This window comes from Allokutzneria albata (assembly GCF_900103775.1).
In the GTDB taxonomy this organism is placed as follows: domain Bacteria; phylum Actinomycetota; class Actinomycetes; order Mycobacteriales; family Pseudonocardiaceae; genus Allokutzneria; species Allokutzneria albata.
Map to the genome: position 1 here is coordinate 5,021,560 of NZ_LT629701.1, position 23,653 is coordinate 5,045,212.

19 protein-coding genes are annotated in these 23,653 nt (G+C 70.6%); 10 read left to right on the forward strand and 9 right to left on the reverse strand.

What is annotated here, in order from left to right:
* Positions 1–67: 67 nt before the first annotated feature.
* Positions 68–820 (reverse strand): aminoglycoside phosphotransferase family protein, encoded by a 753-nt coding sequence (locus tag BLT28_RS22520; protein WP_030433503.1) that lies wholly within the window; start codon positions 818–820, stop codon positions 68–70.
* A gap of 69 nt (positions 821–889) precedes the next feature.
* Here BLT28_RS22520 and BLT28_RS22525 point away from each other — a divergent pair, with 69 nt between their 5' ends.
* On the forward strand, positions 890–1,501 hold the full coding sequence (locus BLT28_RS22525) for a hypothetical protein (protein ID WP_156051828.1): 612 nt from the start codon (positions 890–892) through the stop codon (positions 1,499–1,501).
* Here BLT28_RS22525 and BLT28_RS22530 read toward each other — a convergent pair.
* Complete coding sequence (locus BLT28_RS22530; RefSeq protein ID WP_030433505.1) at positions 1,458–1,901, reverse strand: PH domain-containing protein; 444 nt, start codon at positions 1,899–1,901, stop codon at positions 1,458–1,460. The genes BLT28_RS22525 and BLT28_RS22530 overlap by 44 nt on opposite strands.
* A gap of 14 nt (positions 1,902–1,915) precedes the next feature.
* On the opposite strand from BLT28_RS22530, the gene BLT28_RS22535 reads away from it, so the two are divergent.
* A complete protein-coding gene (locus BLT28_RS22535) occupies positions 1,916–5,053 on the forward strand; it encodes a BTAD domain-containing putative transcriptional regulator (RefSeq protein WP_030433506.1) in 3,138 nt (1,045 codons plus the stop codon).
* Between the two features lie 3 nt (positions 5,054–5,056).
* Here the strand turns inward: BLT28_RS22535 and BLT28_RS22540 are convergent, their stop codons facing one another.
* Genes BLT28_RS22540 through BLT28_RS22550 form a run of 3 tightly spaced genes read right to left on the reverse strand, consistent with a single transcriptional unit; the run spans position 5,057 to position 7,611 of the window.
* Positions 5,057–5,893 (reverse strand): DUF4097 family beta strand repeat-containing protein, encoded by an 837-nt coding sequence (locus BLT28_RS22540; protein WP_030433507.1) that lies wholly within the window; start codon positions 5,891–5,893, stop codon positions 5,057–5,059.
* 39 nt (positions 5,894–5,932) lie between these two features.
* Complete coding sequence (locus tag BLT28_RS22545) at positions 5,933–6,682, reverse strand: ABC transporter permease (RefSeq protein ID WP_030433508.1); 750 nt, start codon at positions 6,680–6,682, stop codon at positions 5,933–5,935.
* Positions 6,679–7,611, reverse strand: coding sequence for a daunorubicin resistance protein DrrA family ABC transporter ATP-binding protein (locus BLT28_RS22550; RefSeq protein ID WP_030433509.1), 933 nt, complete (start codon positions 7,609–7,611; stop codon positions 6,679–6,681). The genes BLT28_RS22545 and BLT28_RS22550 overlap by 4 nt, the downstream gene beginning before the upstream one ends.
* A gap of 97 nt (positions 7,612–7,708) precedes the next feature.
* Here BLT28_RS22550 and BLT28_RS22555 point away from each other — a divergent pair, with 97 nt between their 5' ends.
* Positions 7,709–8,893 (forward strand): serine hydrolase domain-containing protein, encoded by a 1,185-nt coding sequence (locus tag BLT28_RS22555; RefSeq protein ID WP_030433510.1) that lies wholly within the window; start codon positions 7,709–7,711, stop codon positions 8,891–8,893.
* A gap of 22 nt (positions 8,894–8,915) precedes the next feature.
* On the opposite strand, the gene BLT28_RS22560 is transcribed toward BLT28_RS22555, so the two are convergent.
* Positions 8,916–10,103: an SMI1/KNR4 family protein gene (locus BLT28_RS22560; protein WP_052408204.1), complete on the reverse strand. Its 1,188-nt coding sequence runs from the start codon at positions 10,101–10,103 to the stop codon at positions 8,916–8,918.
* Positions 10,104–10,234: 131 nt separating this feature from the next.
* Between BLT28_RS22560 and BLT28_RS22565 the strand changes: the two genes are divergently transcribed.
* From BLT28_RS22565 to BLT28_RS22580, 4 genes are read left to right on the forward strand one after another with little or no spacing between them, the layout of a single operon-like run.
* Positions 10,235–10,849, forward strand: a complete 615-nt coding sequence (locus tag BLT28_RS22565) for a DUF1989 domain-containing protein (RefSeq protein ID WP_030433512.1) — start codon at positions 10,235–10,237, stop codon at positions 10,847–10,849.
* Positions 10,846–12,069: an amidase family protein gene (locus BLT28_RS22570; RefSeq protein WP_052408205.1), complete on the forward strand. Its 1,224-nt coding sequence runs from the start codon at positions 10,846–10,848 to the stop codon at positions 12,067–12,069. Before BLT28_RS22565 ends, BLT28_RS22570 begins: the two co-directional genes overlap by 4 nt.
* Positions 12,066–13,184: an oxidoreductase gene (locus BLT28_RS22575; RefSeq protein WP_030433514.1), complete on the forward strand. Its 1,119-nt coding sequence runs from the start codon at positions 12,066–12,068 to the stop codon at positions 13,182–13,184. The genes BLT28_RS22570 and BLT28_RS22575 overlap by 4 nt, the downstream gene beginning before the upstream one ends.
* Positions 13,181–14,062 carry a polysaccharide deacetylase family protein gene (locus BLT28_RS22580; protein ID WP_043814186.1) on the forward strand — a complete coding sequence of 294 codons (882 nt, stop codon included), beginning with the start codon at positions 13,181–13,183 and terminating at the stop codon, positions 14,060–14,062. Before BLT28_RS22575 ends, BLT28_RS22580 begins: the two co-directional genes overlap by 4 nt.
* Here BLT28_RS22580 and BLT28_RS22585 read toward each other — a convergent pair.
* Positions 14,026–15,582, reverse strand: coding sequence for a PucR family transcriptional regulator (locus tag BLT28_RS22585; protein ID WP_231950880.1), 1,557 nt, complete (start codon positions 15,580–15,582; stop codon positions 14,026–14,028). The genes BLT28_RS22580 and BLT28_RS22585 overlap by 37 nt on opposite strands.
* Before the next feature lie 129 nt (positions 15,583–15,711).
* Between BLT28_RS22585 and BLT28_RS22590 the strand changes: the two genes are divergently transcribed.
* From BLT28_RS22590 to BLT28_RS22600, 3 genes are all read left to right on the forward strand, one after another.
* Positions 15,712–17,088, forward strand: a complete 1,377-nt coding sequence (locus BLT28_RS22590; RefSeq protein WP_030433517.1) for a cytosine permease — start codon at positions 15,712–15,714, stop codon at positions 17,086–17,088.
* 185 nt (positions 17,089–17,273) lie between these two features.
* Entirely contained in the window at positions 17,274–19,907 is a 2,634-nt protein-coding gene (locus BLT28_RS22595) for a glycoside hydrolase family 172 protein (RefSeq protein ID WP_063766711.1), read from the forward strand.
* A gap of 106 nt (positions 19,908–20,013) precedes the next feature.
* A complete protein-coding gene (locus tag BLT28_RS22600; RefSeq protein WP_030433519.1) occupies positions 20,014–20,262 on the forward strand; it encodes a hypothetical protein in 249 nt (82 codons plus the stop codon).
* A 56-nt stretch (positions 20,263–20,318) separates the two neighbouring features.
* Here the strand turns inward: BLT28_RS22600 and BLT28_RS22605 are convergent, their stop codons facing one another.
* Positions 20,319–20,894 (reverse strand): TIGR03086 family metal-binding protein, encoded by a 576-nt coding sequence (locus BLT28_RS22605; protein WP_083383777.1) that lies wholly within the window; start codon positions 20,892–20,894, stop codon positions 20,319–20,321.
* Positions 20,895–21,091: 197 nt separating this feature from the next.
* Positions 21,092–23,569, reverse strand: coding sequence for a tetratricopeptide repeat protein (locus tag BLT28_RS22610; RefSeq protein ID WP_231950380.1), 2,478 nt, complete (start codon positions 23,567–23,569; stop codon positions 21,092–21,094).
* Positions 23,570–23,653 lie beyond the last annotated feature (84 nt).

Sequence of the window (23,653 nt, forward strand, 5' to 3'; positions counted from 1 at the left end):
CGCCCCGCTCAACACGCCTGCCACCAGACCGAGCTTGGCATCGCGGCGATGGCGCCCCGGACTCGGCCTAGGACCAGGTGTTCGCTTCGAGGTAGGCGATGTCCCGTTCGTAGATCAGGGTGTCGCCGCGATCGAGCACCTTCTGCTGGGCCTCATCACCGTTGCGCGCCTGGGTGACGATGAAGTCGACGAGTTCCCGGAGCCTTCGGATCGCCACCTCCACCACGTCGGCGGGGGTGATCGCGAAGCCGTAGGACCGCACGAACAGCTCAAGCCGACGACGCTGCTCAGCGATGCCCGGATACGGCACATCCGGGTTGGCTGGATCGGTCAACGGCACGAATCGGTAAGCGGTGTAAGCCAGATCCCACACCCTCGGCCCGGGCGAAGCGGTGTCGAAGTCGATCACGCCCGTCAACCGATCTCCTTCGAACATCAGGTTGTACGGGGCGAAATCATTGTGGCACAACACTTCTACCGGCTCATGTGACGGCCACTGCCAGTGCGCGCCGGTCGGTGGCACGAAGTCCGCGGTGGCGTCGTGGTACTCGCGCAACAACTCCGCGACGGCGACGAGCGTCCGATCGGAGAGCACGTGCTCGGGCAGCGGGTAGGTGGCGACGGAGCCCGGCAGCAGGCTGATGTTCTCCCGGCCCCGCTCGTCGACCCCGAGCGCTTCAGGAGCGCGGTCGAACCCCCGGCGCCGGAGGTGCCCGAGCAGGGCGTGCACGGCCGGAGTCCACGGCCCGGAGGCGCGGCGAACCGTGTCGCGCACCTTCACGACACTGGTCATGTTCCCGCCGGACAACACTTCTTCCATCGTCACCACTCCGCCTCTGCCGGCTCGGACGCGAGTCGACGATAGTGAACCGTGCTCATCCTGGAACCCGTGATCGACACCTCGGGCGCGAACCGCATCGCCCCGTGGCCGGTCGCCGACCCCGGCGCCATGATCCGTTTGTCCGCGGGCATATCCGCGCCCCAGGTCGGCGCGGTGATGGCGGCGCTCGTCCCGGAGGACTCCAGTCCGCGCGAGATCGCCGCCGCGCTCCGGGCGATCACGGAGAGGGAGCACCTGGTCGCCCCGGGTGGCCTGCTGGCCCGGGACACATGGACCGGCGTCGTCATCCCGCCGAGTTGCTGTTGCGGCTTGGAGGAATGGCGCGAATGGATGTCGGTGCCGAGCGGTGGCGAACCGTGGCTCGGCCACGACCCCTCACCGTGCGTCGAGCTACTGGACGGTGACGTACGTATTCGGCCGGACGGCGGCCTCGGCGAGGATCGTCCTCCCGCCGAGCAGGCGATCACCGCATCGCTGGCTGACTTCGCCGCCCAGCTGCACTCCGCGCACCAGGATCTCGTCAGTTTCCTCGACGCGGTCGGCCGGTGGGCGCGGGAGCTCGCTCCCCAGGTGGCGGGCGACCTGGTGGCCAAGCTCGACGAGAGCTTCGAGATCGTCAGCGCTGCAGATGGGACCGCAGCAGCTCAGCCTCACGACTGACGCTTCCCAGTGACTTGAGCATGTCGAGCGGCACGGTGGAGCCGTCGGACAGGCGCAGCACCGGGAACGAGAAGGGGACGTACAGCGTCGAGCGCCAGTCCTCCACCTCCACCGCGACCACCTGATCCGACGCGATGCGGCGAGAGCGGAACCGGTCCCGCACCACGATGCCGTCGGGCTGGAGCACAACGGCTTCCCTCAGCTTCACCACGGACAGCACCGCCGTGACGACGAAGATCAAGCCGCCGAAGATCTGGTCGTGGAGGGCGCCCTGGGCGACCATCACGACGCCCAGGAAGCCCATCACCCAGAACAGGACGATGTGCGACCAGCGAGCTCCGGTCCGGAGTGTGCGCTCCCCCACGTCGTTCCTCACCACCTCGGGCTGCTCATCCGCCATGGCAGGATCGCAGAGTGCAGATCGGGATGCTTGGACCGTTCGAGGTTCGCACGGGCGACGGCGGCACCGCCGACGTGCCGGGCGCCCGGTTGCGCGGGCTGCTGATCGCGCTCGCGCTCGAACCGGGTCGCGTGGTGCCGAAGGCGAGGCTCGTCGACTGGATCTGGGGCGAGCGCCCGCCGTCCGACGCGGCGAATGCGTTGCAGCGCCTGGTTTCCCGGCTGCGGAAGGTGCTGCCGGAGGGGTCGGTCGAAGGGCACACGGACGGCTACCGGCTCGCCGTCGAGCCCGACGCGGTGGACGCGGTGCGCTTCGAACGCCTCGTCGGCCAGGCGCGCAACGACGACGATCCCCGCCGGGCCCAGCTGCTGCGCGACGCCCTCGCGTTGTGGCGCGGTGCGGCCATGCAGGACGTCGGTTTGTCGGACAGCGAAGCGTTCGACGCGGCGGTCACCCGGCTCGAAGGGCTGCGCCTCGGCGCCATGGAGGACCGGTTCGACGCGGAAGTCGGCCTCGGCAACGGCGCGGAGCTGGTCACGGAGCTGACCGACGTGGTGGCCGCGCACCCGACCCGGGAACGGCTCGTCGCCGCGCTGATGCGCGCGCTCGTCGCGGCCGGGCGCAGCACCGACGCACTGCTGGTCTACCAGCGCACGCGGGAAGCGCTGGCCGACACGCTGGGTGTCGACCCCTCGCCGGAGCTGTCCAAGTTGCACGTCGCGCTGCTGCGGGGCGAACTGCGCAAGCCGGAGGAGAGCCGCAAGACCAACGTGCGCGCCGAGCTGACCAGCTACATCGGCAAGGACTCCGATGTCGCAGCGGTGCGCGACCTCATCGCCGAACACCGGCTCACGACGCTGATCGGGCCGGGCGGAACCGGCAAGACCAGGCTGGCCACGGAAACCGCGCGCAGCCTGCTCGGCGAGCTGCCGGACGGGACCTGGCTGGTGGAGCTGGCGGGCATCGGCGCGGACGACGACGTGGCGCAGGCGGCGCTGGCCGGGATCGGCCTCCGCGACGGTCTGCTCGCCGAGGCCCCGAACGCCGAGCCGACGGACCGGCTCATCGCCGCGGTCCGCGAGCGGGAGACGCTGCTGATCCTGGACAACTGCGAGCACGTGATCGAGTCGGCGGCGGCGTTCGCCCATCGAGTGCTCGGGGAGTGCCGCCGCCTGCGCATCCTGGCCACGAGCAGGGAACCGCTCGGCATCACCGGTGAGGCCTTGTGGCACGTCGTGCCGTTGGCCGTGCCGGAGGAGCACGCCGCTCCCGGCGAGATCGAGTCCTCCCCCGCCGTCCGGCTGCTGCGGGACCGGGCGGGCGCGGTGCGCAAGGACCTCGCGTCCGACGCGACCACCTTGGCGACCATGGCGCGCGTCTGCCGGGCGCTGGACGGGATGCCGCTGGCGATCGAGCTGGCCGCGGCCCGGCTGCGCACGATGTCCTTGGAGCAGCTCGCGAACCGGCTCGCCGACCGCTTCCGCCTGTTGACCGGCGGGAGCCGGACCGCGATCCCGCAGCACAGGACGCTGCGCGCGGTGGTCGACTGGAGCTGGGAACTGCTCAGCGACGCCGAGCGAACGGTCCTGCGCAGGCTCTCGGTGTTCTCCGGCGGAACGAGCCTGGAGGCGGCCGAGCGGGTCTGCTCCGGCGACGCGGTCGAGCCGGACGAGGTGCTGGAACTGCTCACCGCGCTGACCGAGAAGTCGTTGCTGGTCGCCGAGGGCGACGGCGCGCCGCGCTACCGGATGCTCGGCACGATCAGGGAATACGCGGCGCTCCGGCTCGCGGAGGCCGGGGAAACGGATCTGGCGAGGCAGGCGCACCTCGCCTACTTCACCGAGCTGGCCGAGACCGCGGAGCCGTACCTGCGCCGTGCCGAACAGCTGGAGTGGCTCGCCACCCTCGAAGCCGACCACGACAACATCAGCGCCGCCATGCGCGCGGCGATCGCGGCCGGTGACGCGCAGTCGGCGATGCGGCTCGCGGCGGCCACCGGCTGGTACTGGTGGCTCGGCGGGCGCAGGGCCGAGGGCATGGAGCTGATCATCGCGGCCACGGAGGTCCCCGGCGAGGTGACCGACGACGTGCGGGCCATGGTCTACGGGCTGGTGGCGCACTTCGTGACCTCCGGCCGGGGCGACGAGCACCTCGGCGCGGAGTGGATTCGCAAGGCGTACCGGTTCCGGCAGCGCGCCGAGCACGCCAATCCGCTGGCGGACCTGGTCATCCCGTTGGAACAGCTGCTGCGCGAGCCCGTGGGCGCGGTGTCCGCGTTCGAGTCGTTGCTGGACAGCGACGATCCCTGGGTGCGGGCGCTGGCCCGGTTCCAGGCGGGCAAGATGCGGATCATCCTCGGCCAGGGCAGCCGGGAGGGTGAGGCCAACCTGGAGCTGGCGCTCGCGGAGTTCCGGGCGCTCGGCGAACGGTTCGGCATCTCGCTGGCCCTCGCCGAGCTGGCGGACCGGCTCGCCACGCGCGGCGAGTTCGCCGTCGCCTGCGAGCACTACGAGCAGGCGATGGTGGTCGTCAGCGAGGTCGGGGCCGTCGAGGACGTCATCCGGATGCGGACCAACCAGGCCCGGCTGCACCGGCTCGGCGGAGACGAGGAGTCCAGCGCGGCCGCGCTCGCCGAGGCGGAGCGGCTCGCCGAGGGCGTCACCTGGCCGCACGCACTGGTCGAGCTGGCCCTCACCAAGGCTGAGCTCGCGCGGTGGAGCGGCAACGCGGAGGAGGCCCGCAAGCACCTCGGCCACGCGACCGTCCTCATGGGCGCCGCCGCGGAGGAGGCGAACATGCGCGGGGAGATCCACGACGTGCTCGGCTACCTGACCGACGATCTCCGCGAGTCCCGCACGCACCGCGTGGCCGCCTGGCAGGCCGCGACCGAGGCGGGCCACGCGCCCTTGATCGCCCGGGTTCTCGTCGGGATAGCGGACCTGGCGACCCGGCTCGACCAGTACGAGCAGGCGGCGCGGCTGCTCGCGGCAGGCGCCGTGGTGCGCGGACTGCCGGACCGCTCCCACCCGGACGCGGTCAGGATCGAGCGGGACGCACAACGTCACCTCGGCGAAGCACGGTTCGCCGAGGTGACGGAGGAAGGTGCGCGGACTGGTTGGGAGCAGCTGGTCGAGGACACGCTCGCCTCGTGAGGGTCAGCTCGCCGCGCGCTGGACGATGACGTCGCCGTGCCGGGTGCGGGCGTGGACCATGACCTTGCGGACGGCCTGAGCGGGATTTCCCCGCGGGGAAACGAAGTCGTGCACCGCTCCGCGCTCGCTGCCCGCGTCGACGGAGGCGACGGCGTCCTCGCTGATGCCGACCTCGATGTTGCCGGAGGCGTTCGTCAGCTTCGCCCGGCCGTTGGTGAGCTGCCCGATCCGGATGGCGCCGCTGGCGGTCCCGACGGTGACGTCGCCGTCAGCGCGGTCGACGACGAAGTCGCAGCTGGCGCTGCCGAGGTCGAGATCGGATCGAGCGTGGCCGATCCACACCTGCCCGCCCGAGTTCGAGAGCCCGACCGGGCCGTCGACCTCGCCGATCCGCATCGTGAACGCCGAGCCTTCGACAGCGGCGCGCCCGGCGACGTGGCCGACCGCGACCTCACCCGAGGCGAGGTTCGCCCGCAGAGCGCCGACGCGGTCCAGCTGGACCCGGCCAGAGGCGATGTGCAGCTCGCAGGCGCCGAGCGAGCCGTTCGCCTGCACGGCCGAGTGCGCCAGGTACGCGGCGAGCTTGGAGCCGACGGGCAGGTCGATCGTGATGGCGACGGAACCGTTCTTGCTGCCGGAGGCGGTCGTCTTGACCGACAGCTGCCCGTCCGCGAAAGCGACCTTGGTCTTGTCGGCGACCTTCACGTCCGACCGGCTTGCCTTGTCGATGGGCTCGACCAGGACCGCGGTGTCGGTCCGGTCGCTGGCGGTGACCCGCACGTGGGCTCCGGCGACCTCGACGGTCGCGGTGATCGGCCCGGTGGTGGCGAAGGTGCGCATGACAGTTCTCCTCTTGTTCCGCACGGGGTTCTGGTGGGGTCAGGCGCGCTTGGCGAAGGTGGAGCGCGCCCACAGGTATCCGACGAGCGCGATGCCGACGCACCAGGCGATCGCGGTGATCGAGGCGCCGGCCGAAGGGGCGCCGTTGAGCAACCCGCGCATGGTTTCGATGATCGGCGTGAAGGGCTGGTACTCGGCGAACTCCCGCAGGCCCGGGCCCATCTTCTCGGCCGGGACGATCGCGCTGCTGAAGAACGGCAGCATGACCAGCGGCACCGCGGCCAGGCCCGCCGTTTCCGGCGACTTCGCCGCCAGTCCCAGTGCGATCGTCAGCCAGCCGGTCGCGAATCCCAGCAGCACCACCATGCCCGCGACGCCGAGCCAGTGCAGGAATCCCGCCGCCGGGCTGAACCCGAGGAGGAAGGCCACGCCGATCAGAGCCGCGATGGCGATCAGGTTGGTCAGCAGGCTGGCGATCACGTGGCCGGTCAGCACCGCGCCGCGGGAGACGTCCATGACCTTGAAGCGGTTGATGATGCCCTTCGTCATGTCGGAGCTCACCGACGTCGCGGTGGCTCCCAGCCCGTAGCAGACGGCCAGCAGCATCAGCCCGGGCGTCGCGTAGTCGATGTAGTCGACGCCGACGCTGAACGCGTCGCCCATCATGTAGACGAACATCAGCATGACGATGATCGGCATCAGCACCGCGTTGAACACCGAGGTCGGGTTCCGGGCGATGTGCTTGACGTTGCGGCGCAACATCACCATCGAATGGGACTTGGCGCTCATTTCGCGGCCTCCGTGGTGTGGCCCGTCAGGGCGAGGAAAACGTCGTCGAGGTCAGGGGTGTGCACGGAGAACTCCTCCGCGCTGAGCGAGTTCTCGTCGAGCCGGTCCAGCAGGGCGCGCAGCGAGGCGGTCCCGCCGTCACCGGGGACGCGCAGGGTCAGCCCGTCGTCGGCGCGCGTGGAGCCGGGGAACAGCGGCGCGGCCGCGTCGAGCCCGTGGGCGGTGGCGAACCGGAGCCGGACGTGCGTGCCGGGGATCTGCCGCTTGAGTTCGCCGGGAGTGCCCTGGGCGACCAGGCGGCCCTGGTCGAGCACCGCGATCCGGTCGGCGAGCTGGTCGGCTTCCTCCAGGTACTGGGTGGTGAGGAAGATCGTCACGCCATCGGCGACCAGGTCGCGGATGATCGACCACATGGTGCGGCGGCTGCGCGGGTCCAGGCCCGTCGTCGGCTCGTCCAGGAAGATGATCCGCGGGTCGCCGACCAGCGTCATCGCCAGGTCCAGCTTCCTGCGCATGCCGCCGGAGTAGGTCGAGACGGGCTTCTGCGCCGACTCCGCCAGCTCGAAGCGCTCCAGCAGCTCGGCGATGATCCGCCTGCCGTCCTGGACCCCGTTGAGGTCCACCATCAGCTGCAGGTTCTCCTGCCCGGTCAACAGCTCGTCCACCGCGGCGAACTGGCCGGTGACCCCGATCGCCGCGCGCACCGCCTTGGCGTCGGTGGCGACGTCGTGCCCGGCGACGCGGACCGTCCCGCCGTCCGCCTTCATCAACGTGGTCAGCACGTTCACCGTGGTCGTCTTGCCCGCCCCGTTCGGGCCGAGCAGGGAGAAGATGGTGCCGGCACGCACATCGAGATCGATGCCGCCGAGCACGACCTTGTCCCCAAAAGCCTTTCGCAGTCCCGAAACCGCAATCGCCGAACTCGTCATGGGAGCTACGATCGGCGGCCCGGCTGACACACCCCCGCCACGTTCCTGACACGGCGGTGTCAGCACGGTGTCAGCGCACAGGACGACTGTCGTCGCCATGACCAGTACAGCGAACGCGGCCTCGACGCCGCGGTTCTTCCGGCGGCTCGGGACCACGGCACTGGCGGTCGCGCTGCTGGCCGTTCCCGGGACGGCGACGGCCGCCGAGCAGGAGCGCCCGGAGTTGCAGGCGGCCATGCAGGCGGTCGTCGACGCCGGTTTCTCCGGGATGCAGCTGCGCGTGCACGACGAACGGGGCGAGTGGGTCGGCAGCGCCGGCGTGCGCAAGCTCGGCTCGACCGCGAAGCCGCCGACCAATGGGCGATTCTGGGCGGGCAGCAGCACCAAGACCTTCACCGCGACCGTGGTGCTGCAACTGGTGGCGGAAGGCAAGGTCGGGCTCGACGCCCCCGCGGCTGACTACCTTCCCCAGTTCGGCCTGGACCGCCGGATCACGGTGCGCATGCTGTTGCAGCACACCAGCGGGCTGTTCAACTACACCGGCGAGTACTACCCCGACGGGACGTTCGTGCCGGGAATTCCCGCCACTGGCAAGGAATGGGTGGACAACCGCTTCCACACCTACCGCCCGGAGGAGTTGGTGCGGCTGGCGCTGTCCAAGCCCGCGCGGTTCGCGCCGGGGACCGACTTCAACTACACCAACACGAACTACACGCTGGCCGGACTGCTGATCGAGAACGTCACCGGCCGCTCGTACGCCGAGGAGATGCAGCGCCGCATCCTGCGACCGCTCGGGTTGCGCGGCACCGTCGTGCCCGGCGCCCGGTCGACGCTGCCCGGGCCGCACTCCCACGGCTACTACCGCTACCAGGACTCCGGCGAGTGGAAGACGGTCGACGTCACCCACCAGAACCTCTCCCTGCTGTTCGCCGCCGGTGACATGATCTCGACGACCGAGGACCTGCGGACCTTCTTCTCCGCGCTGCAGGGCGGAAAGCTCCTGCCCGCCCCGCTGCTGGCCGAGATGCGCAAGCCGGACCCGAAGATCGGCTACGGCCTCGGCGTGTTCGTGCAGGACCTCGGCCCGGGCTGCGGAACCGTCCTGCACCACAACGGCGGCCCGCCCGGGGGCTACGGGGCGCTGATGTACAGCTCCCCCGACGGCAGGAAGACCCTGACCGCCTCGGTGACGACCGGGGACCACCCGATGAACCCGGCCGAGGTGTTCCCGAAGGCGCTGGAGAAGTTCATCAAGGTCGCGTACTGCGGCGAACCGGGCTGAGGCGGAGGAGCCGGGTGGCGCCTCACCCGGCTCCTCGCCGCATCGAGAGGATCTCCCCGCCGCGCTCGGGAGTGATCATCTTGGCCAGGACGGGATCGGCGAACAGGACGACCGGGGCGATGTGGTCCTCGCTCACCGGGCGCCACAACTCCATGGCCTTCCGCAGCTCCGGCCACATCTCGTCGACCTCCGCGGGGTCGGATCCGACGCGCTCGATAACGCGGTGCACCGCCGCGTCGAACTCCGGGTTCCCGAAGGTGAGGCGGAACCCGGGCTGCGACAGCCGCTCCCGGTACTCGTCCAGGAGCGGTTGAAGCGCTCCTCCGGCATCGTTTCGCTGGAGCTGGGACAGCGTGAAGCACTCGCCTCTGTGGTGCAGCCGGTCCTCGACGAACAGCAGAGGAAGCAGTTCCGAGGCGAACAGCGGATCTCGCGACAGTGCGGCGCGGTCGGCGGCGAACAGGACGACATCGTTCAGCGACGCGTCGTACCAGTTCCCCAGCATGGCCAGCAGTTGGAAGCGGAGCACGGTGGCCCGTTCCCGGCCGAACCGGCGTGCCTGCTCCCACACGGCGAGGGGTGCGTCGACCTCGCCGCGGAGCGCGGCGAGCCGGGCCCGCTCGACCTTGTCGTCCCAGTCGTCCCGCGTCCGGCCCGGTGGCTTGCGGAGGCCGTGGAACGCGACGTACTGCTCGTCCATCAGGTGGCGGAACGAGTCGTGCCGTTGCGGCCCCTCCCCGGACCACGAGGCCAGCCAGTACGCCGCCCATTCGCCGTTCTCGTCCACGTCCTCCGGGTCGAGGAACATGACGGCCGCGTCGCCCTCCAGCGAGACGCGCAGGGACCGTCCGATGATGTCGGCGTCGTCGACCTCGCCCTCCTCCGCGTAGCCGCTGTACGCCTCGATCCAGCTGGCGTCGTCGGTATCGCGCAGCCAAGCGAGCTCGGTCGTGCCCGCGAGCCGGTAGATGAAATCGCCCGCGTCCCGCCAGCCGTTGGTGACCAGCAGGAACTCGCGCAGGGACGGCGGCAGCGGACGACCGAGACGGGCCTCGGTCGCCTCGACGTCCACGGGACCGGCCGGGGCGAAGCCGAGCCACCCGTCCCGGACCACGTCCTCGTCCAGCGGCTCGTCCCGCTCGGGATCGTGTGCGGCGATCCACTCCGCACTCCAGAGCTTCAAGAACGGCCGCCATTCCGCACGGTCCACTGGCCCCTCCTCCGCGATCGGCGCCCCACTACAGCAGGCCGGTCTGACAGTGGAGGATCACACAACGTTTCCGCACCTCAGTGGTTCATCATCCATGGCGAGCCCCTGCCCCGCGCTGGTGAAGTGGGTGCATGGAGTTGACCTCGTCGATCACGCAGGTGACCGTTCCCGCCCGTCAGGGCCGAGCCGTGCGCGTCCGGGCCGGAGACCTGGTGCGGGTGAGCACGCCGCGCGGAGCGCAGGTCGGCGACCTGTTCGCGTTCGTCTCCGGCGACCTGACCGAGCACCTGAGCGCGTCCCACACCCGCGGGCACGTGAACCGGCTGTTCCCCGAGGTGGGCGAGCAGTTCGTGACCACGCGCCGACGGCCGGTCCTGACCCTGGTCGAAGACACCTCGCCGGGGCGCCACGACATGCTCATCCCCGCCTGTGATCCCGAGCGCTACCGACAACTGGGCCACACCGGGCAGCACGCGTCGTGCGCCGAGAACCTGACGACGGCGCTGCGGGAGCTCGGCATCGGCATCACCACCGTGCCGCAGCCGGTCAACGTGTTCATGGACATCCGGGCCGCGCCGAACGGCGAGCTGGAATGGCGATCGTCTCCCGCCGCCGCCGGAGCCGCCGTGACCTTCCGGGCGGAGCTGGACTGCGTCGTGGTCGTCTCGGCTTGCCCGCAGGACCTCGTCGGCATCAACGGCACGGAGACCGGCCCCCTCCTGATCGAAATCGGGACAGCGCCGTGAGATGGCTCGACTCCGCGCCGAGCGGGACCTTCATCACGATGCTGCCCGACCGCGCGCTCCGCGAGGCGGAGGCGAGCGATCGACGACACCGCGCCAGCGCCGTCAAGGGACCCCTGGACGGAATTCCCTTGGTGTGGAAGGACAATTTCGACCTGGAAGGCACCGTCACCAGCAACGGCTCGCCGACCAGGGCCAATGCCGAGCCCGCCTCCACCGACGCGCCCGTGGTCGCCAGGCTCGCGGCGGCCGGAGCGGTGTCCATCGGGAAGACCAACCTCAGCGAGTTCGCCTTCACCGGCCTGGGCCTCAACCCGCACTTCGGGAATCCCGTCAACCCGCTGGCTCCCGACCGCGTGCCAGGCGGCTCCTCCTCCGGCTCGGCCGTCGCGGTCGCCGCCGGGGTGGCGGAGGTCGGGATCGGCTCGGACACCTCGGGCTCGATCCGCGTCCCTGCCGCCTTCTGCGGCGTCATCGGCTACCGGCCGAGCACGACCCGCTACGACCGCCGCGGAATGCAACCGCTGTCGCCCCAGCTGGACAGCGTCGGCGTGCTTGCCAGATCGATGTACATGATCACCGCGGTGGACGCCGTGCTGCGCTCAGTCGCCCCCGTCAGGACAGACCGCCCGCGCTTGGTGATCCCCCTCGGGGAGCTGACCGAGGACTGCTCTCCGGAGATCACCGACGAATTCGAGTCAGTCGCGAAAGCCCTTGAGAAGCAAGGATTCCCGGTGATTCGCAAACGACTGCAGGCGTTGGAGGACACGCAGCGCCTCATCGACGAGCACGGCCCTCTTGTGCTCGCCGACGCCTACCGCGCCCACGGGCACCTGCGTGCCTCGACCACCATCGACCCCCTCATCGCGCGTCGACTCAGCCGCTACGAGCCGAACAGCGAAAAGCCTGTCCTGCATGCCCTTCCTCGATTGAAGCAGCGCGTTCAGTCCGAAGTGGACGATGCGGTGCTGCTGTTCCCCACCACCCGAGACCCGGCTCCCACGGTGGAGTCGGTGACGACGGACCTCGACGTCGCCGAAGCCGCGAACCGCCGCGTTCTGCGCAGCACCATGCTCACCAGCCACCTGGACATGCCAGGCGTCGCGCTGGGCAACGTGCTGCTGTCAGCCACCACGCACCGCGATGACCTCCTGCTGGCCACCGCAACCGAAGTGGAACGGCACGTCCTCCCCCACCAGAACAGACGAAAGGCAGTCAGATGAGCACTTCCCACCCCGCTCTCTCCTCGTTCCGGCTCGGCGCGCACGAGCTGTCCTCGCGCTACGCGGTGGCTCCGATGACCAGGATCTCCGCCTCGCCCGAAGGCGTTCCGACGCCCGAAATGGCCCGCTACTACGCGGAATTCGCCGAGGGCGGCTTCCCTTTGGTGATCACCGAGGGGATCTACCCCGACACCGCGCACAGCCAGGGCTACCTCGACCAGCCCGGCCTGGCCTCCGCCGAGCACGTCGAGGGGTGGCGCTCGGTCACCGAGGCCGTGCACGCCGCAGGGGGAGTCCTGGTCGGCCAGCTCATGCACGCCGGGGCGCTGTCCCAGGGAAACCGGTACACCTCGGAGCGGATCGCCCCGTCCGCGGTCCAGCCGCGCGGCGAGATGATGCCCGAGTACGGCGGCAGCGGCCCCTGGCCGACCCCGCGTGGGATGTCCACAAGGGACATTGAGGACGTCGTGGCCGGATTCGCCGCCGCCGCGCGGAACGCCGTCGACGCGGGCTTCGACGGCGTGGAGGTCCACGCGGCCAACGGCTACCTGCTCGACCAGTTCATCACCGACTACACCAACCAGCGCACGGACTCCTACGGCGGCCCCATGGCCAACCGGATCAAGCTGGCCGCCGAGGTCGTGCGCGCGATCAAGGCTGTGGTGCCACAGGGATTCCTGGTGGGCGTGCGGCTGTCCCAGACCAAGGTCAACGACTTCACCTACCGCTGGCCGGAAGGCGAGCGCGACGCCGAGGCGGCCTACTCCGCCCTGGCCGCGGCCGGAGCCGACTACCTGCACATCGCCAGCGAGGGCCGCAACTGGCTGGACACCGCCCGGCTGGCGGGTGGGCGCACGATCACCAGCATCGCCCGCGAGCTCACCGGGCTGCCCGTGATCGCCAACGGCGGCATGCACGACACGGTCCTCGCCGAGCGGGTGCTCGACGGCGGGCACTCGGACCTGCTGTCCGTCGGCAGGGCGGCACTGGCCAACCCGGACCTGCCGCGCCGGGTGGCCAAGGACGTCGAGCTCGACCCGTTCGACCACGGCATGCTTGACCCCGCAGTGACCCTGGACAACGTCCGCCGCTGGCGGGAGAGCAGGCAGGCATGACAACGACCTCGTGGCTCGCTGGGGCGGCGGCCGTCGCCACCCTGACCTTCGACGTGGACGCGGAGAGCCCCGTGCTGGCCGCGGGCGCCCACTACGCCGAGCACCTCATGACCATGTCGCACCAGTCCTACGGGCCCGACGTGGGTGTGCCGCGCATCCTGGACATGCTCGACGAGCTCGGTGTCCCGGCGACGTTCTTCATCCCCGGGTGGGTCGCCGAGCAGCGGCCGGGGCTTGCTGCGTCCATTGTGGACCGCGGCCACGAGGTGGCACACCACTCCTACGCGCACCGGGCTCCGACCTCGATGACCGCGGCGCAGGAGCGGGAGGACTTCGCCAGGGCCATGGACGTCTTCACCGCGCAGGGCATCGAGATCTCCGGCCACCGCGCGGCCCTGTGGGGAGCCCGGTGGCAGACCCCGGAGCTGGTCGCCGAGCACGGCCTGCGCTACGACTCCTCGCTGATGGCCGACGACCGCCCGTACCGGATCGCCACGGCGCGGGGCGAGATCGCCGAGCTGCCCGTGCACTGGTCGCTGGACGACTGGGAGCAGTACGCCTTCCTCCCGGAACCGCACATCGGCTCGGTGATCGAGTCCCCGGTCAAGGTGCTGGAGATGTGGCGGGCGGAGCTGGACGGGATGCGGCACTACGGCTGCCTGTTCAACCTGTGCTGCCACCCGTTCCTGTCCGGGCGGCCCGGGCGGATCATGGCGTTGCGGCAGCTCGTCGAGTACGCGCTGGAGTGCGGCGACGTGTCCTTCGTCCGGTGCGCCGACCTGGCGGACCGGGTGCTCGCCGATCCCGCGCTCGTGGCCGAGCCGCTTCCCGCTCCGCCGAGCTACCCGGAGAATCCCTCCGCTTCGAGTGCGAGGTAGAGGTCCACCCGGTCTTCGGTGCGCGCGACGTCGCGACCGGTCAGCTCGGTGACCTTGGCGAGGCGGTTGCGCAAGGTGTTGACGTGCACGTACAGCGCCTCTGCCGTGGCCGCCCACTGCCCGCCGTTGTCCAGGAATGCCCGCACGGTGGCGACGAGTTCGCTGCCGCGTTGCGCGTCGTGTTCGCGCAGTGGCCCGAGCACCACATCGGCGAAGTCCCGCAAGGTGTCCGCGTCGTGCAAGCCCAGCAGAAGGCGGTGAGTGCCCAGTTCGGCGACCGTCGCCACGCGCGGCACTCCGGAACGGCGGCGCAGCACGTGGCAGGCGTCGCGTGAACGAACGAGGGGTTGCTTGAGCCCAGCGGCGTTCTCGGCGCTGCCACCGATCCCGACGACGGCACGCAGACCGGGGAAGCGATCGTCGACGGCGCGCGCCAACCGGTCGGCGACCTCGCGCAGCTCCTCCTCACCGCGCCGCCACGGCAGCACCGCGACGACGTCTCCGGTTCCCCCGGCGACGGCGGCCGGGGTGTTCTCGGCGAGGAAGAACTCCGTCACGGCCTCGGCGAGACCGGGTTGGGTCGGCGCGGTCGCGGCGTCGCCGAACGCCAACGCGAGCACGGCGAGAGCACCGCTCGGGTCCACTCCGAACGCGCGCAGCCTGCCCGGAACCTCCGCCGCCCGCTGTGGACCGGACAGGATCATGTCGAGCAGCTCGCTGGCGAAGCGCAGCTCGATCGCATGCACAGCTTGTTGCTTGGCGACTTCGAGGCTCAGGAACCGGGCGGCCTGCTCCAGCGCGTCGCGTTCCCCGCTGTCGAGTTCGCGCAGCGGGCGCAGGCAAAGCAGTGCGGCGTCGAGGTCACCGACAGCGCCAACGAGGAACAGACTCGCCGTGACCCCGGCACCGAGATCCGCTTCCAACGGTGGCGGGCGGTCGCCCAGGCGTTCCGCGGCGACGTGCCGCTGGTCCGCCGTCAGCTCGGCCCCGGCCGCCGCGAGCAGTCGCCCGGCACGGTCGACGACCGCGAGAGGCAGATCGTGGTCGCGACGGAGCACGTCCAGCACTCCGGCCACGCCCGCACCCCGTGACAGTGCCGTCGTCAGCGCGTCTCCGCGCCGGACCAGGCCGAGCAGGCTCGACTGGCGCATCTCCGCGTAGTGGCCCGCCGCGGCCCGGGTGACCGCCGTGAACGGCACGCCGATCGCGATCTCCACCAGCGGCAGTCGCGCGGCGGCGCAGGCGTCGATCACCTCCCGCGGTGTGCGGGGCACCTGCTCGCGCAGGCCGAAGACGATCCCCGCTGCCCCCGCACGGGCCACTGCGTCGACGAAACCCGCTGCCTCGGCCTGCTCCAGCCACATCCCGTTGGTCAGCACCAGTTCGCGCTCACCCAGGTACGGCGACGGGTCGGGCAGCTCGGTGTTGTGCACCCACACCACCCGCTCGTCGAGCGCGCCCGGCCGCCCCTCCACGAGCAGCCGCAGCCCCAGCTCCGGATCGTCCAGCAACGAGCGCATCGTGAACACGCTGTGAACTTACACAGGACAACGCAGAAGGGGTGGATGTTCCTCCACTGACTGTGGGGCGATCCGGGTGCTTCCGTAAGGCAGATCACTCGGGTCGCGACGGTTGTGACGGAGGTTGTGATGGCGGTGGAACAGTCGGAGCACGTGCCCTTCGACGCGCACGGGATCGAACCGATCCCCGACCACGGGCGGGACTCCACACCGTGGGAGCAGTTCTGGATCTGGTCCGGGGCCAACATCGCCCCCATCAACTGGGTGCTCGGCGCGCTCGGCGTCACCCTCGGGCTGAGCCTGGTCGAGACGCTGGTCGTGGTGGCGCTCGGCAACCTCGTCGGCTGCGCGGTGTTCGGGCTGTGCAACGTGATGGGCCACCGCACCGGGGTGAACCAGATGGTCCTCGGCCGGGCGCCGTTCGGCAGGCGCGGCGCCGTGGTCCCCGGTGTGGTGCAGGGCTTGCTGACGATGGCGTGGGTCGGGGTGAACACCTGGGTCGTGCTCGACCTGATGCTCGCAGTGCTGCGCCAGCTCGGGGTCGAGAGCGGCCCGTGGCTCAAGTACGTCGTCGCAGCCGTGATCATGGCCGTGCAGCTGTGGTTGGCGCTGTACGGCTTCTACGCGATCCGCACCTTCGAGAAGTACACCGTGCCCGCGACGGTGCTCGTGATGGCCGTGATGACCGTCCTGGCTCTGAGCCAGGCGAAGCTGGACTGGACCGCGGCGACGGCCGTCACCGTGCCGGACAAGCTCACCGCGGTCACCCAGCTGCTGACCGCGATCGGCGTCGGCTGGGGCATCTCGTGGGTGCCCTACTCCGCCGACTACAGCCGTTTCGTGCGGCGCGGTGCCTCCCCGCGGTCGGTGTTCTGGTCCTCTGCCCTGGGCATGTACCTGCCCACCGTGTGGCTCGCGGCGCTGGGCGCGTGCCTGGCCAGCGCGGGCGGCAGCAGCGACCCGTCGGCGATCGTCGTCAGCGCGTTCGGCACCATGGCGCTCCCGGTGCTGCTGCTGATCATGCACGGGCCGATCGCGACCAACATCCTCAACCTCTACTCGTGCTCGCTGGCCGCACTGTCCATCGGCGTGCGCCTCGCCCGGTGGAAGCTCACCCTCGTCGCGGGCGTGATCGCCTCGGCCGTGCTGGTGCTCCTGCTGGGCGCGGACAGCTTCGCGCACGCCTTCGACAACTGGATGACCTCGATCCTGATCTGGATCAGCCCGTGGGCGGCCATCGTGCTGGTCGACTACTTCGTGCTGCGGCGCGGAAAACTCGACGTGGCTTCGCTCTACCGGCAGTCCGCCGCGGTGAACTGGCGCGGGCTGCTCTGCCTCGCCCTCGGCGTGGTCGCCGCGTGGACGTGGCAGTACGGACTCGTGCCGGTGATGCGCGGCCCGCTCGCCATCGCGATGAACAACACCGACTTCTCGTGGCTGTCCGGGTCGGTGGTTGCAGGCGGGATCTACTACCTGCTCCACCGCGCCAGAGCACGCAGCGCATGAGTCCACACTGGATGTTTCGCTCACGCTCCGCACCGCTTGGTGTCGGAGCGTGAGCGCACGTCCGCCCGCACTTCATTCCAGCCTGAAAGGCCGCAACCGCGGGCAACCATTTTCCCGTCCGCCCGTCGAGAAGGTGGCAATTCACCACCGTTGTCCACTATGGACGAGCACCACAAGGGGGAGCCGTGCGCGGCATCCATCGCTTCCGTCACGTCGTGTGGCGGACGTCCACCGCTCTGATCGTGGTCGCCGCCGTGACCCTGGCTTCGGCCGCGGCGGCCTCCTCGCAGACCGCGGCACCGCCGGAGGACAAGGGACCCGTCGGCTGGGCCGCCTACCGGGGGCTCGGCGGCATGGCGGCACTGCGCGGCGCCACCGAGACGCGGCAGTTCTCCAGCTACGACAGGGAAGGCCGCAACAACGACGGCTTCAAGGGCACGTACTCCTGCCTGCGGACGATCGCCACCAACTGTGTGATCGCCGAGCGTGCCGGGGCCGGTGAGATCGAGTCGATCTGGTTCACCCGCGACGAGGGAATCGTGACCAAGACCGGCTGGATCAAGGTCGAGCTGGACGGCAGGACGGTGCTGAAGGCCCCGTTGCAGGACGTGGTGGACGGCAAGCTCGGCGCGCCGTTCGTGTGGCCGCTGGTCGGCAACCGCGACGACACCTCCGGCGGCGTGGTGATCAAGGTCCCGATGCCGTTCCGGACCTCGATGCGGGTCACCACGCAGCACAACCCGCTGTTCCACCACGTCGTCTACCGGACCTTCGCCGACGCCGACGGCGTTCCCGCCTTCGACCCCAAGGACCCGGCGACCGACGTCATCGCCCGGCTCCGGGCGTCGGGCCTGGCCGACCCCAAGCCCGCGCAACGGGGGGCGAGCACCAGCAGGTCCACTGTGGACATTCAGCCGGGCGCGGCGGCCAAGGTCGCCACGCTGTCCGGGCCCGCGCAGATCAGCCAGCTGCGGGTGCGGCTGCCCCAAGTGATCCCCAGCCCCACGGTCGCCGACGACGGCAGGGCCTTCGGCCCGGGTGGCGCCAGCACCTTCACCGCCGCGGTGCACCCGAAGAACACCGGGGTGCGGCTGACCCGGCGCTTCGACCCCGAGGTGGAGAACCAGCTGGCGAACGTGCTCGTGGACGGCATACTCGCGGGCCAGTGGCGGCACAAGTCCCGACTCGGCCCGCTGACCTGGTTGGACCAGAGCATGGAGATCGCGCCCGCGCTCACCTCCGGCAAGTCGAAGATCACCGTCCGCACCGAGTTCGCCGCCTCCGACGTGGACCTCAACGAGTTCCGCTACGACGTGCACAGCCTCGTGGACGGCTCATGGGTGCGCACCGACGTGATGGACCTCGGCCCGCAGCACCCCGGTGAGGAAGCCGCGCACGGCTACAAGGTCGAGAAGCAGACGTGGCAGGGGCGCCGCTCCTCCTACTACCCCGTCGACGCCGGCCAGGTGGCCGCCTCCGACGCCGTGCTGTCCGGGGCCCGCCTGCGGATCAGCTTCGACGGGGTGACCACTGTGGACGCTCCGATCGGTGAGTTCTTCGGTTCCGGTCTCGGCGAGTTCGACGTGCGGTCGCTGATGTTCTCGATGGACCCGGGCAAGGACGGTTGGTACACCTCGTGGTGGCCGATGCCCTTCGGGCGCAACGCGGTCGTCGAGATCGTCAACGGCAGCTCGACCACCATCCAGGCGGCGTCGGTCGAGGTGACGTCGGCACCGGACAGCAAGGTCGCGGAAGGCTTGCGCCCCAACGGTTCGCTGGGCTACTTCCACGCGACGCACCGCAGCGGCGCCGCCGAACGCGACAAGGACTGGATCGCCTTGGACACCTCAGGCCGAGGCGTCTACTACGGGATGACGCACAGCATGCGCGGCAAGCTGCCGCTAGGCACCGACGTCCCCCGGCTGTACTTGGAGGGCGACGAGCGGATCTACGCCGACGGCGTGCTCACGCCGATCCAGTACGGCACCGGAACCGAGGACTTCTACGAGTCCGGCTGGTACTTCCGCACCGGCACCTTCGCCATGCCGTCGGCCGGGTACCCCGCGCACGAGGTCGGCGGTGACGGCTGCCAGTTCGACTGCACCGGCGCCTACCGGCTGATGGTGACGGACGCGATCCCGTTCAGCAGCGCGTTCCGCTTCGGCATGGAGTCCGGGCCGCTGGCCGACGTCGCCGCCGACTACAGCGCGACGTCCTACTGGTACGGCACTTCGCGGACCACGCTGCGCGGCACCGACCGGATCGACCTCGGCAACGCCAAGGAACGCGACCTGCACGGCTACCGCTCCGACGAGGAGACCACGGCCAAGCTGACGTCCAGCTTCGAGGGCGACGACGACCACGACAGCGCCACCGGCACCATCACCTCCAGCACCGGCAAGATCAGCTTCACCGTCGCGGTGGACAAGGCGAACACCGGCGTGCAGCTCGTCCGCACCGCCGACCACGCCCGCCCCTACCAGGAGGTCAAGGTCCTCGTGGACGGCAAGGAGGTGGGAACCTGGCTCCAGCCGACGGGAAACGCCTCCCAGCGGTGGCTCCAGGACACCTTCGCCATCCCGGCGAAGTTCACCTCCGGCAAGCAGAAGCTGGCCATCGCGCTGGAGCCCGCGCGGGGTTCCGCCCCGTGGACGGCGAGCACCTACGCCGTCCGCTCGTTCGTCGGACCGTTCGACGCGGGCGCGGCACGTTCGGCGGCGCAGCGACTCGACCCCGGCGCTCTCGACTGGAGCGCACCGGATCGCGGGCCGCTCGTCCGCGATTCGCGCGACCCCGTCTCCACCAGGCCGGGTGGTTAACGTCGAACTCCTTCGTTCGAGCATGAAGCGGCAGAAGGGATCCAGACGGTCTTCGCTATCCTGCCCACGTCCGATTTCAAGATCAATCTTAAGGACCTCGGGGATCATGACTGACAGCATCCGGCGGCTCGCCGTCTTCGGAGCGGCCGCCGCCGCCTTCGCCTCGCTCGGCCTGGTGAACACGGGAGTGGCGCAGGCCGCGAACCCCCAGGTTTGGGGGCTCTACCCGTCCCAGCCGAAGTGCGTCGGCGAGGGCCGCTTCCAGGAAGGGCAGCTGCGCATCCAGGGTGACTGGTTCTGCATGCTGAACCAGCCGGTGCCCGGCGCGTGGAACCTGATCGCGCGCCCCCGCTGACGCGGTCGCATCGCAGAAGGGCCAAGTCGAGATCCTCGACTCGGCCCTTCTGCTTTTCAGCGGCTCCAGTGGGGATCGCGGCCGAGGTAGCGCAGCAGAACGGCCGCGTCGTCCTCGCCGGGCTCACCTGGTAGCGCGGGCGCGTAGGCGCCGTAGGCGCGCAGTGGCTCCACGATCTGCTGCGCCACCGGGAGGAGTTCCCGCGCGAGCGCGGCCGACAGGGGCGAGGGAGCCCCGGCGGACACGGCCAGGTCCCAGGCGTGCACGGCGGCGTCGAGCGCGCACGCCCCCACGCCCAGCGACGCGGGCATGGAGTTGGGCGGCACCGGGACGGCCACGTTCTCGGCGTCGGCGGCAACCCCCGCCCAGGCCGTCGCGGAGAGCTTCATGGCGTGCTCGGCGACGTTGCCCGGTGTGTCGGACAGCGAGCCGGACGGGGAGAACGGGTCCTCGGAGGGACCGTCACCCCCGGTGAGGAACGCGGCGAAGGCGATCTGGTCGCCCGCCGCGTGCTGGAGGACCTGCGTGGCATTCCACTGCGAACAGGGAGTCGCGGCCTCCCAGTCGGTGACGGCGTTCACGGCGGTGCGCAACGCCTCGTGGGACTCGCTGAGGATCGGCCAGGTCGTCATGGCGGAACTCCTTCGGGGAAGTCGGGGTCAGCGAGAGTTTCCACATTGACAAGCAAGAAAGAACGCCAGTAGACGCACTCGTTATTCTCGCGGGCACCCACACCCTTCAAGCAGAACTGAAACTGCACGTCAGAAGCGGTGGCCGTGGAAATATCACCGGAAATGCCCCGCGCCCGTCCGAAATGCCCCCACGCAGGTCACCCGGTTTCCCGCACGATGGCCTGCCCGGCCGCCCGGTGTTCGGCGGCCGCGGCCGGGTCGGTGTCGTCGAGCACGGCGGCGATGCCCTCGTGGGCCAACGCTTGCGCGTGCCGGTACCCCAGTCCCGGGGCCAGCTCCAGCGCCTGCCGGTGCAGCCGCAGGGCCTCCTCGGGCAGGCCCGCCAGCCGGCAGGTCTCGGCGTAACCGTTGATGAAGTGGATCTTCCAGTGCTCCTCGAACAGCTCGTCCAGCAGGGCGAAGGCCCGGCGGTGGCCGGCGAGCGCTTCCTCGTAGCGGCCCAGCTGCCGCAGCGCGACGCCCAGGCAGTTCAGGCACCACGCCTCGTTGTGCTTGTGCCCGTCCTCGCGGGCCTGCGCCAGCGCCTGCTCCAGGTGCTCGACCGCCTCTTCGGCTCCCTCGTGGGCGATCGCGACGCCGAGCGTGATCCGAGCCGTCAACGCAGGAGGCCACGCGGGGTCGCTGTGCGGGATGTCCAGCACTGTGCGAGCCAGCCGCGCCGCCTCCTCGCGGTGTCCCAGCTGCAACATGGACCACGCCTCGTACGCGGTCGCCTGTGCCGTTCCCGTCGGGCAGTCCGCGTCCGCGTACAGCTTGCCCGCCAACCGGAACAGGTCGAGCGGCTCCTCGACGTGGCCCTCGTCCCAGCTCAGGTAGCCCCGGCGCATGGCCAGTTCCGCCTCGGACCTGGTGTCCTCGGCCTGTGCCACCAACGGTGCCGCCGCCTCGTACGCGGCACCCGCTTCCGCCATCCGGCCCGCGTTGTAGCGGGCGAAGCCCAGATCGCTGTGCGCCTCGGCCAGCTGCAGCGGATCGCCCAGCCGCTGCGCGGCGACCAGCGAGCGCTCGAACAGCACGTTGAGGTGGGTCGTGCCGCAACGCCGCGCGAAGAACGCCCGCATGAAACGCGGCAGCTCGCACACGTGCACGTCGGCCCCGGCGGCGACCGCCGTCTCGAAGACCGCCATCAGGTTGGCGTACTCCGTGCCGAACCAGAACAGCGCCGCGTGCTTGCCCGCGAACGTCGGCAGCTCCGCGGGAGGGCGCCCGGCGGAGACCTCCCGGCGGGGCGACGAGTACGACACCACGGCGTCGGCGGCGGCCGCAGCGTGCACGTAGTAGTCGAGCACCCGCCCCACTGCCTGCTCCAGCTCCTCCGGGGCGTCCTGCTCGGCGGCGGTCTTGCGCGCGTGCTGGCGCACGAGGTCGTGCAACCGGTAGCGGCCCGCCGCGGGCTGCTGGACGAGGTGCGCGTCGAGCAGGTCCTCCAGCATCGCCCTGGCGCTGCGCAGCGGGATGTCCGCGAGGGCAGCCGCCACGTACTCGTCGAAGGTCGAGACGGGCAACTGGCCCAGCAACCGGAAGAAGCGGTGCTGCGCCCGGTCGAGCTGCTTGACGGACATCGCGAACGCCGTGTCGAACTCGGTCGCGCCCTCCGCCATCCGCTCGACGAGGATGCCGACGGTCCAGCCCGGCCGGTGCCGCAGCCGCGCCGCGGCCAGCCGAAGGGCCAGCGGCAGGTGACCGCACAGCCGCAGCACCTCAGCCGCGGCTTCCGGATCGCGGGTCAACCGGCTGTCCGATCCGCCCGGGTCGCCGCTGGCGCGGGCCAGGAGTTCGGCGCTCTCCTGCGGGGTCAGCACGTCCAGCGACACCGGGGGCACCTCGTCCAGACCCAGCAACCGGTTCCGGCTCGTGACCAGGACGACGGACGGACCCGCACCCGGCAGCAGCGGGCGGACCTGCTCGGCGTCAGCGGCGTTGTCGAGGACCACGACGGCCCGCCGGTGCGCCAGCTCCGCCCGCCAGCAGGCGGCCAACGGCTCGATGCCGCCCTCCTGCGGGATCTTCTCCGATGGCACGTCCAAGGCGGCGAGCAAGGTCCGCAGCGCGGGATCGGGACCGAGCGGCTCGCGCCCCGCGGTGAACCCGTGCAGGTCCACGTAGAGCTGCGCGTCGGGGTACTCGGCGGCGAGCTGGTGCGCGGCGTGCACCGCAAGGCAGGTCTTGCCCACACCTGCCATGCCGTCGACGGCGACCACCCGGCTGCTGCCCACCGCCGCGAGCACAGCGGCGAGCTGGTCCTCGCGCCCGGTGAAGTCGGGAACGTCGCGCGGAAGATCGTTGCGCGGCGGGCGAGGCGCCCCGGCTGGTGGTGACGGCGGCTGGACCTGCCTGCTGGTCTTCGGGGGCGCGGGCAACGGGTTGGCGGCCCGCTCCCACAGGGGGCGCAGTTGGCGGGGGTCGCGCTTGACCAAGCGGCACAACGCGATCACCGCGGGCCACGGCGGCACTGTCTGGCCGCTGAAGTAGCGCGACAGCGATGACGAGCTGAGACCTGTGTCCCGCGCGAGCGCACGGAGGCCGCGCCCGGACAGCTCCTGGACCAGGCGTAGCCGGGCCGCCAACTCGTCCTGCGGGTGGGCACCGCCCACCGGCCGCTGCTGCACAACCACTGTCGCCGTCTCCTTGTCCCGCTGTCCCGGACGTTTTTTCGACCTGATCGCCGCTGGTCAGGGGCACTTCAACTGTCCCAGGGT

What these genes read in the sequence shown, in the direction of transcription:
- BLT28_RS22530 (WP_030433505.1), bottom strand. Translation starts at nt 1,901, where the DNA reads ATGGCGGATGAGCAGCCCGAGGTGGTGAGGAACGACGTGGGGGAGCGC.
- BLT28_RS22585 (WP_231950880.1), bottom strand. Translation starts at nt 15,582, where the DNA reads ATGCGCTCGTTGCTGGACGATCCGGAGCTGGGGCTGCGGCTGCTCGTG.
- BLT28_RS22590 (WP_030433517.1), top strand. Translation starts at nt 15,712, where the DNA reads ATGGCGGTGGAACAGTCGGAGCACGTGCCCTTCGACGCGCACGGGATC.
- BLT28_RS22575 (WP_030433514.1), top strand. Translation starts at nt 12,066, where the DNA reads ATGAGCACTTCCCACCCCGCTCTCTCCTCGTTCCGGCTCGGCGCGCAC.
- BLT28_RS22600 (WP_030433519.1), top strand. Translation starts at nt 20,014, where the DNA reads ATGACTGACAGCATCCGGCGGCTCGCCGTCTTCGGAGCGGCCGCCGCC.
- BLT28_RS22520 (WP_030433503.1), bottom strand. Translation starts at nt 820, where the DNA reads ATGGAAGAAGTGTTGTCCGGCGGGAACATGACCAGTGTCGTGAAGGTG.
- BLT28_RS22550 (WP_030433509.1), bottom strand. Translation starts at nt 7,611, where the DNA reads ATGACGAGTTCGGCGATTGCGGTTTCGGGACTGCGAAAGGCTTTTGGG.
- BLT28_RS22580 (WP_043814186.1), top strand. Translation starts at nt 13,181, where the DNA reads ATGACAACGACCTCGTGGCTCGCTGGGGCGGCGGCCGTCGCCACCCTG.
- BLT28_RS22565 (WP_030433512.1), top strand. Translation starts at nt 10,235, where the DNA reads ATGGAGTTGACCTCGTCGATCACGCAGGTGACCGTTCCCGCCCGTCAG.
- BLT28_RS22545 (WP_030433508.1), bottom strand. Translation starts at nt 6,682, where the DNA reads ATGAGCGCCAAGTCCCATTCGATGGTGATGTTGCGCCGCAACGTCAAG.
- BLT28_RS22605 (WP_083383777.1), bottom strand. Translation starts at nt 20,894, where the DNA reads ATGACGACCTGGCCGATCCTCAGCGAGTCCCACGAGGCGTTGCGCACC.
- BLT28_RS22540 (WP_030433507.1), bottom strand. Translation starts at nt 5,893, where the DNA reads ATGCGCACCTTCGCCACCACCGGGCCGATCACCGCGACCGTCGAGGTC.
- BLT28_RS22555 (WP_030433510.1), top strand. Translation starts at nt 7,709, where the DNA reads ATGACCAGTACAGCGAACGCGGCCTCGACGCCGCGGTTCTTCCGGCGG.